The organism is Actinomadura montaniterrae (assembly GCF_008923365.1).
Classification (GTDB): Bacteria; Actinomycetota; Actinomycetes; order Streptosporangiales; family Streptosporangiaceae; genus Spirillospora; species Spirillospora montaniterrae.
The window spans coordinates 1-8,131 of sequence record NZ_WBMR01000321.1 but is presented as its reverse complement, the minus strand read 5'-3'; the positions used below and the strand labels follow the sequence as shown (position 1 = coordinate 8,131).

Genomic DNA, 8,131 nt, shown 5'->3' with positions numbered 1-8,131 from the left:
CGGCCGCCTGCTCGGGCAGGCCGTGCGGGGCGGGCGCCGCGCCCTGGGCTAGCGGCGGCGCCCGCCCGGGCCCGCGTCAGGCCGCGTGCGCGGTCCGGCGCTGGAACGGCAGGTAGCGGTCGGCGCGGCGGGGGCGCGAGGGCAGGCCGGTGGACTCGACGGCGAGGATCCGGTCGAAGCGGAAGGCGCGGACGCCGCGCCGCATGCGGCACCAGCCGACGAGGTACCAGTGGTCGCGGTGGACGAGGCAGGTGACGGGCTCCACCTCGCGGATCGTCACGTTCGCGCCGGCGTCGCCGTAGCAGAGCCGGACGACGCGGTGCTCGGTGACGGCCGCGGCGATCACGCGGGCGCGGTCGGCGGTGGAGGCGTCCAGGGGCGCGGTGAGGGTGGCCAGGGTCGCGGCGACGACGTCGTCGTGGCCGGCCGGGTCGAGGAGGGTGCGCAGGGCGCGGCGGGCGGTGGCGGCCTGCGGGCCGGCGCCGAGGTGCGCGAGCGAGAGCGCGAGGGCCGCGATCTCGGCGGCGGTGAGCACGGTGTGATCGAGGACGGTGCCGGCCGCGCCGTGCGCGGGGGTGGTCCGAAGGTGCGTCGCAACGTTCGCCATGGTTCGATCATACGTTCGAACACTGACATTTCGCAGTGGCCGGAACGCCCGGAAAGCGTCACCTGACGCAGGGCGGGCGGCACGGCGCGCCCCGATCGCGGGCTCGCTTGAGATGCCCACGGTGCATGGTGAACACTGTGCCCAAAACGTGCTCTATTCGGGGGAATCGGGGGCGAACACATGATCGTGGACGGGCGGTGAACGACGCGTGGGCGGCCCGTCCCCCCTTGGACCGGGACGGGGCGGACCGGGCGCTGGCACACCTGCGCGATGAGAAGGAGCGCATCAGCACGGCCCTCCTCGACCTCGAGGGGCACCAGGGCTACCAGCTGCTGGACGGCGCCGCGCTCGACGGGAGGACGCGGCGCGTGCAGGCCGAGGTCCGGGCGCGGATGGCGGAGATCTGGGCGCTGTTCGACCACTACGGCCGCACGCTCGGCGAGGCGGAGCGGCTGCGGGCCCGGCACTCGCGGCCGGACCGGGCGCAGCTCGCCGAGCTGACCCGGCTGCTGGCCGGGCCGTCGGTCGAGCTGCCGGCCGAGGAGGTCCCGCTGGAGCGCCGGACGCTGCTGGCCGGCCCGTCCGGCGAGAAGCTGACGCTGCAGGCGGTCGTCGCGCGGATGACGCCGCTCTACGAGGACGTCGCCAAGACCGTCGCCGCGCTCGACGCCGTCTGGTCGGCGCTGCTGTCCCGGCTCGCCGAGGTCGAGGAGGAGCAGCGCGCCGCCGCCGGTCTCCTGGCCTCGCTGGGCGGGACGGACCCCGACCTGGAGCGGCTGACCGCCGAGCTGGAGGCCGTCGCCGCGATCGTGCGCGGCGATCCGTTGGCGCTGGCCAAGGGCGGCCGCGCCGACACCGGCCGCCTGGACGTGCTGCGCACCGCGCTCGCGGACGTGCGCCGCGGCCTGGAGGAGGCGCGGCGGCTGCGCGACGGGTTCGCCGACCGGATCGCCGGGATCGCGACCGTGCTCGATGCGCTGCGCGGCGCCGAGGCGGAGGCGCGCCGCGCCCGCGACGAGGTGCTCGCGAAGATCGCCTCCCCGGTCCTGCCCGACCTGCCGGACATGTCCGCCACGCTCGCCGACCGGCTCGCCGCCGTCGGGCGCCCGCTGGGCGGCACGCCGGCGGCGCGCGCCGGCGGCTGGAACGACCTCGCCGACCGGGTCGCGGACCTGGAACGCGCGATGACCGCCGCGCTGGACCAGGCCCGCCGGGACGCCGAGGTGATCCGCGGCCTGCTGGACCGGCGCGAGGAGCTGCGCGGACGGCTGGAGGCCTACCGGGCGAAGGCCGCCCGCCTCGGCGGGGCCGAGGACGCCGAACTCGCCGCGATCTACGAGCGGGCCCGCGAGCTGCTCTGGACCTCGCCCTGCGACCTGCGCGAGGCGACCGTGACGCTGTCGGGATACCAGCAGGCCATCACCTCGCGGGCGAAGGGAGCGCAACGTTGAGCCAGTGCACCGCGGCGGGCTGCGGCGGAACCATCGAGGACGGTTACTGCGTCATATGCGGCATGCCGCCCGCCTCGCCGAGCCCGTCCCCCACGTCCGGTTCGCCCGCGTCCGGGTCCGGCGCGCCGGACGCCTGCACCCAGCCGGGATGCTCCGGCACGATCGTCGACGGCTACTGCGACGAATGCGGTTCCGCTGCCGCCGCCCCGGCAGCGCAGGCACCGTCCTCGCAGGGGCCGTCCGTCCCGCCCGATGACAAGTGCCGCCAGCCCGGCTGCGCCGGGACGATCGTCGACGGCTACTGCGACGAGTGCGGCTCGCCCCCGGACCAGCCGTCCGCCTCCACCGGGACGAGCGGGACGACCCGGACGGGCAGCACCCGCACCGGCTCGTCGCGGTCGTCCGGGCGGCGCGGGATGCTCGGCGCCGGGCTCGTCGAGGTGCCGCGCGTCCCGTACCGGGACCCGTCGTCGGCGGTGATGAGCGACCCGCAGGTCGCGGAGAGCAAGCGGTACTGCTCCAACTGCGGCGAGCCCGTCGGGCGCGGCCGCCCCGACCGGCCGGGCCGCACCGAGGGGTTCTGCCCGAAGTGCGGGACCGGGTTCTCCTTCACCCCCAAGCTCAACCCCGGCGACCTGGTCGCCAACCAGTACCGGGTGCTCGGCTGCATCGCGCACGGCGGCCTCGGCTGGATCTACCTGGCGCAGGACGAGCGGGTCAGCAACCGGTGGGTGGTGCTCAAGGGCCTGCTCGACACCGGTGACGCCGACGCGCGGATCGCGGCGGAGGCCGAGCGCGCCTACCTCGCCGCCGTCGACCACCCCAACATCGTCAAGATCTACAACTTCGTCGAGCACCAGGGCGACGACTACATCGTCATGCAGTACGTCGGCGGGCAGTCCCTCAAGGACATCCTGCTGGAGCAGCCGCAGCCCGCGGGCGAGAAGCACCTGCCGCTGCCCCGGGCGATCGCCTACGCCCTCGAGGTCCTGCGCGCGTTCGACTACCTGCACGCCAACGGGCTGGTCTACTGCGACTTCAAGCCGGACAACGTCATCCAGTCCGAGGAGGAGCTGAAGCTCATCGACCTCGGCGGCGTCCGCCGGCTGGACGACCCGGACGGCGCCATCTACGGCACGATCGGCTACCAGGCGCCGGAGATCGCCGACGCCGGCCCGTCGGTCAGCTCCGACCTTTACACGGTCGGGCGGGCGCTGGCGGTGCTGAGCTTCCCGTTCAAGGGCTACACCCGGGCGTACGCCGAGAGCCTGCCGCCGCGGGACGAGGTGCCGCTGCTCCGGGAGTTCGAGTCCTACGACCGGTTCCTGCGCCGGGCGACGCACCGGGAACCCAAGGAGCGGTTCCAGGACGCGGCGGAGATGGCGGAGCAGCTCACCGGCGTGCTGCGGGAGGTGCTGGCCGCCGAGGAGGGCGCGCCGCGTCCCGCGCCGTCCGCGCTGTTCGGGCCGGAGCGGTTCGACCCGTGGATGGCGGGCGACCTCGCGGCCGAGTCCGCGCTGCCGCCCGTCCCGCCGCCGCTCGCGGCGGGCGCGCTGCCGGTGCCGCTGGTGGACGGCTCCGACCCGGCCGCCGCGTTCCTCGCGGGGCTGACCGCGCTGGACGACGAGCAGCTCGGCCCGGTGCTGGAGAGCGCGCCGGAGCGCACCCCCGAGGTGATGCTGGCGCTCGCCCGCGTCAAGATCGAGACGGGCCGGGCGGACGAGGCGTCGGCGCTGCTGGACGGGCTCGCGCAGAGCCTTCCCGGCGACTGGCGGGTGGACTGGTTCCGCGCCGTGGCGCTGCTCGCCGAGGGCAGGGTCGCCGAGGCCGAGCCGCGCTTCGACCGGCTGTACGGGCTGCTGCCGGGCGAGGCGGCGCCGAAGCTCGGCCTCGCGTACTGCCGCGAGCACTCCGCGCCGGACGAGGCCGTCCGGCTGTTCGAGCTGGTGTGGCGGACCGACCACGGCTATCTCACGGCGGCGTTCGGGCTGGCCCGGGTGCATCTGGCGGCGGGCCGCCGCGCGGCGGCGGTGCGGGCGCTGGACGCGGTGCCGAAGATCTCCATCCGGTACGTGCCCGCGCAGATCGCGGCGGTCGCGACGGCGGTGCGCGGCCGCCCGCCCGCGGACCTGACGGCGGCCGAGCTGGTCGCGGCGGGCGAGCGGCTGGAGGGCCTCGACCTGGACGACGAGCGGCACGACCGGCTCGCCGCCGAGATCCTGGAGGCCGCGCTCGACTGGCTGCCGGCCGGGTCCGGCGACGGCGCGCGGGGCGGTGCGCTGATGGGCGCGCCGCTCGCCGAGACGCCGCTGCGGCGGCGGCTGGAGCGCACGTACCGGGAGCTGGCCCGCCGCTCCCGCGACCGCGGCGAGTCCCGCCTGCTCATCGACTCCGCCAACGCCGTACGCCCGAGGACGCTGCTGTGACCGACGACCCCACCGCCGACCCCGCTCACGGCACCGCCGACGGCGCGGCCGCGGCCAAGCCCGCCGAACCGACCTGCCCGGTGTGCAGGGAGATCGTCTACCCGGGCTACGTGTTCTGCGAGAACTGCGGCCACAAGCTCGGCGATCCGCCGCCCGGGGAGCCCGGGGAGAGTGCGGCGCCCCGGGAGGGGGCGACGATCCGGCAGAGCTCCGCCTCGCTCGCCCGGCGCCGGGCCGCGGCCGGGGCCCGGCCGTGCCCGGAGTGCGGCGGCGCGGCGATCGACGCGGACGGCTACTGCGAGCGCTGCGGACTGCGGCAGCCCGCCGAACGCGACCATGTCGAGATCGGCCTTCCGGCGGGAGGGCCTGAGGCGAACGGGTCCGGCGCGCTGGTGGCCGCGGGCGCCAGCGACCGCGGCAAGCGCTACAGCCGCAACGAGGACGCGCTCGCCCTCGCCGCGCACGCCGCGGGCGTCGTGGCGGTCGTGTCGGACGGGGTCGGCTCGTCGCAGCGTCCGGACGAGGCGTCCCGCACGGCGGCCGACACCGCCGCCGCGGAGCTGGCGGCGCTGCTGGACGCGGGCCGCGACCCCGAGGACGCGACCCGCTCCGCCGCGCTGAAGGCGGCCGGCGCGGTCGCCGCGCTCGCCGCGTCGCCGTCGGAGGCGCCGTCGTGTACGTACGTGTCGGCGGTGACGCGCGGCGGGGCCCTGACCGTCGGCTGGGTGGGCGACAGCCGCGCCTACTGGCTGTCCGCCGACGGCGGCGGGACGGCCGACGTCAGCCGGGAGGAGACCCAGCCGGACGCGACGCGGCCCGACGGCCTCGGACCGGACGACACCGAGCCCAACACGGGCGACACCGAGCCGAGCACCGGCGACATGGCCGAGCTGGGCGCGTCCCGGCAGCTCACCGAGGACGACTCGTGGGCCGCGATCATGGTGGCGCAGGGCGCGCTGACCGAGGCGGAGGCGGAGGCGCACCCGAACGCGCACGTCATCACCGCGTGGCTGGGCGCCGACGCGGGCGAGGTCCGGCCGCACGTCGCGACGTTCCGCCCGACCGGCCCCGGCACGCTGCTGGTGTGCAGCGACGGCCTGTGGAACTACTTCCCGGCCGCCGCCGACCTGGCGTCCCTCCTCGGCGGCCCGGGAGGCGGCCCCGGAGGCGGCCCCGCGGAAGAACCCGCGCAAGAACCCGCGGTCGTGGCGAGCGAAGCCCCCGAGGGCGGCGCCGGAGGAGGACCGGAGGGCGAACCGGCGGGCGCCGAGCGGCCCGACCCGGCCGCCGACCCGCTCGGCGCCGCGCGGACGCTCGTCCGGCACGCCCTCGACGCCGGCGGGCGCGACAACATCACCGTCGCGGTCATCCCCTTCCCCTCTCCCCCAGTCCCCCCGCGCACGCACCCCGAGAGCACGGAGCAGCACCGATGAGCGAGCAGCCGCAATTCACGATCAAGGTCGACCAGAACAAGTACCTGCCCGCGGGCGGCCGCGAGGTGCACGCCATCGTGTCCGTCGAGGCGACCGGCCCGGCGCTGCCGTCGCCGGCCGCGGTGGACGCCGCCGTGGTGATCATCATCGACACCTCGGGCTCGATGTCGTACCCGGACAGCAAGCTGCGCGCCGCGGTCGCCGCCGCGCAGACCGCGGTGGACACGCTGCGCGACGGCGTCGAGTTCGCGATCGTCTCCGGCTCCAACTCCGCGTCGATGGTGTTCCCGCAGCAGCCCGGCCTCGTCAAGGCGTCCGACGGCACCCGCCAGCGCGCCAAGCAGGAGCTGAAGAAGCTGAAGGCGTCAGGCGGCACCGCGATCGGGTCGTGGCTGCGGCTCGCCGACCAGATCTTCGACGCCCGGCCGGGCGCGATCCGGCAGGCGATCCTGCTGACCGACGGCAAGAACCAGCACGAGACGCCCGAGCAGCTCAACGCCGCGCTGGCGCGCTGCGCGGGCCGGTTCGTCTGCGACTGCCGCGGCATCGGCACCGACTGGGAGGTCGCCGAGCTGCGCCGGATCGCGTCCGCGCTGCTCGGCAGCGTCGAGTTCATCCGCGACACCAACGACCTCGCCGCCGACTTCCGGGCGATGACGGAGGCGGCGATGGGCAAGGCCGTCGCGGACGTGGCGCTGCGGGTGTGGACGCCGAAGACCGCGACGCTGAGGTTCGTCAAGCAGGTGATGCCGTCGGTGGACGACCTCACCGGCAAGCGGACGGAGTCGGCGGCGCAGGCCGGCGACTACCCGCTCGGCGCGTGGGGCGCCGAGAGCCGCGACTACCACCTCTGCGTCGAGGTGCCGCCCGGCGAGGTCGGCAAGGAGGTCCGCGCCGCCTGGGTGAAGCTGGTCGTGCCGGGCGCCCCCGGCGAGGAGGCGCAGGTGCTGGCGACCGGGAACGTGCTCGCGCAGTGGACCGACGACGAGGCCCTCTCCACCAAGATCAACCCGCGGGTCGCGGACTACACCGGGCAGGCGGAGCTGGCGCAGGCCATCCAGGAGGGCCTGGAGGCCCGCGGGAAGGGCGACGTCGACACCGCCACCGCCCGGCTCGGCCGCGCGGTCGTGCTCGCCGACCAGGCCGGCAACGAGGAGATCACCGCGCTGCTGCGCCGTGTCGTGGACGTCGTCGACCCCGCCACCGGGACCGTCCGGCTGAAGCGCGACGTCGACAAGGCCGACGAGATGACGCTCGACACCCGCTCCACCAAGACCGTCCGGACGCGCGGGGCCGAGACCCCGACGACCCGCAAGGACGAGACCGTGCCGACGCGGCGGGGCGAGGGCTGAGCATGGCGATCTGCCCCAACGGACACACCTCCCAGTCCGCGGACTACTGCGACGAGTGCGGCGAGCTCATCGGCGCACCTCCGGCCTCCCCCGCGTCCCCGTCCGGCGGGGGAACCGGAGCGTCGCCCGCCCCGTCCGGAGCACGGGTCTGCCCGGACTGCGGCGAGCCCGGCGCCGACCGGTTCTGCGAGATCTGCGGCTACGACTTCGCGACCGGCGGCGGCCGCCCCACCCCCGACCGCCCGGGTCCCCCGCCGGGACCGCCACCGGGGCCACAGCCGGGTCCGCCGCCGGGTCCGCCGCCCGGGCCACAGCCGGAGCCGCGCCGGCCCGACCCGGCGCCGCCCGCGCCGAACGCGACGGGCTGGACGGCCGTGGTCGCCGCCGACCGCGAGTACTACAACGCGGTCATCGCCGAGGAGGGACCGGACTCGGCGACGCTGGCGTTCCCGCCGTACGCGCCGGAGCGGCGGATCCCGCTCGCCGGGCAGCAGATCCGCATCGGGCGGCGGAGCTCGGCGCAGCCGTCCCCGCCGGAGATCGACCTGCGCGAGCCGCCGGAGGACCCGGGCGTCTCGCACGTACACGCCGTGCTGCTGGCCAAGCCGGACGGCTCCTGGACGCTCGTCGACCCCGGTTCCCGGAACCGGACGTGCCTGAACGGCTCCACCGAGCCGATCCCGCTGAACGAGGAGGTCCCCGTGTCCGCGGGCGACCGGATCCACGTCGGCGCCTGGACCACCATCACGCTGACCAGAGACGAGGCGCTATGACGGCCGTCCAGCAGGCGCCGGCGGGTCCGCCGGGCGCACCGTCCAGGGGTCCCGCCGGGGCCGCCGCGGCCCGCGGCGGGGAGGCGCCG

At 76.2% G+C, this 8,131-nt stretch carries 6 protein-coding genes; 5 read left to right on the top strand and 1 reads right to left on the bottom strand.

Annotated elements, in window-relative coordinates; translation table 11 throughout:
• Window positions 1–76: 76 nt before the first annotated feature.
• The gene (locus F9B16_RS47015; protein WP_151546767.1) at window positions 77–607 is read right to left on the bottom strand and encodes a helix-turn-helix transcriptional regulator; all 531 of its coding nucleotides are present in this window, start codon (window positions 605–607) and stop codon (window positions 77–79) included.
• 197 nt (window positions 608–804) lie between these two features.
• Here F9B16_RS47015 and F9B16_RS47010 point away from each other — a divergent pair, with 197 nt between their 5' ends.
• The 5 genes from F9B16_RS47010 (at window position 805) to F9B16_RS46990 (ending at window position 8,042) form a co-directional block, all read left to right on the top strand.
• Window positions 805–2,058 carry a coiled-coil domain-containing protein gene (locus F9B16_RS47010; RefSeq protein WP_151546766.1) on the top strand — a complete coding sequence of 418 codons (1,254 nt, stop codon included), beginning with the start codon at window positions 805–807 and terminating at the stop codon, window positions 2,056–2,058.
• A gap of 416 nt (window positions 2,059–2,474) precedes the next feature.
• Window positions 2,475–4,484: a tetratricopeptide repeat protein gene (locus F9B16_RS47005; protein ID WP_449700374.1), complete on the top strand. Its 2,010-nt coding sequence runs from the start codon at window positions 2,475–2,477 to the stop codon at window positions 4,482–4,484.
• Entirely contained in the window at window positions 4,481–5,917 is a 1,437-nt protein-coding gene (locus F9B16_RS47000) for a PP2C family protein-serine/threonine phosphatase (protein ID WP_225992577.1), read from the top strand. The genes F9B16_RS47005 and F9B16_RS47000 overlap by 4 nt, the downstream gene beginning before the upstream one ends.
• On the top strand, window positions 5,914–7,269 hold the full coding sequence (locus F9B16_RS46995; protein ID WP_151546765.1) for a vWA domain-containing protein: 1,356 nt from the start codon (window positions 5,914–5,916) through the stop codon (window positions 7,267–7,269). The genes F9B16_RS47000 and F9B16_RS46995 overlap by 4 nt, the downstream gene beginning before the upstream one ends.
• A 2-nt stretch (window positions 7,270–7,271) precedes the next feature.
• The gene (locus F9B16_RS46990) at window positions 7,272–8,042 is read left to right on the top strand and encodes an FHA domain-containing protein (protein ID WP_151546764.1); all 771 of its coding nucleotides are present in this window, start codon (window positions 7,272–7,274) and stop codon (window positions 8,040–8,042) included.
• The last annotated feature ends 89 nt before the right edge of the window (window positions 8,043–8,131 follow it).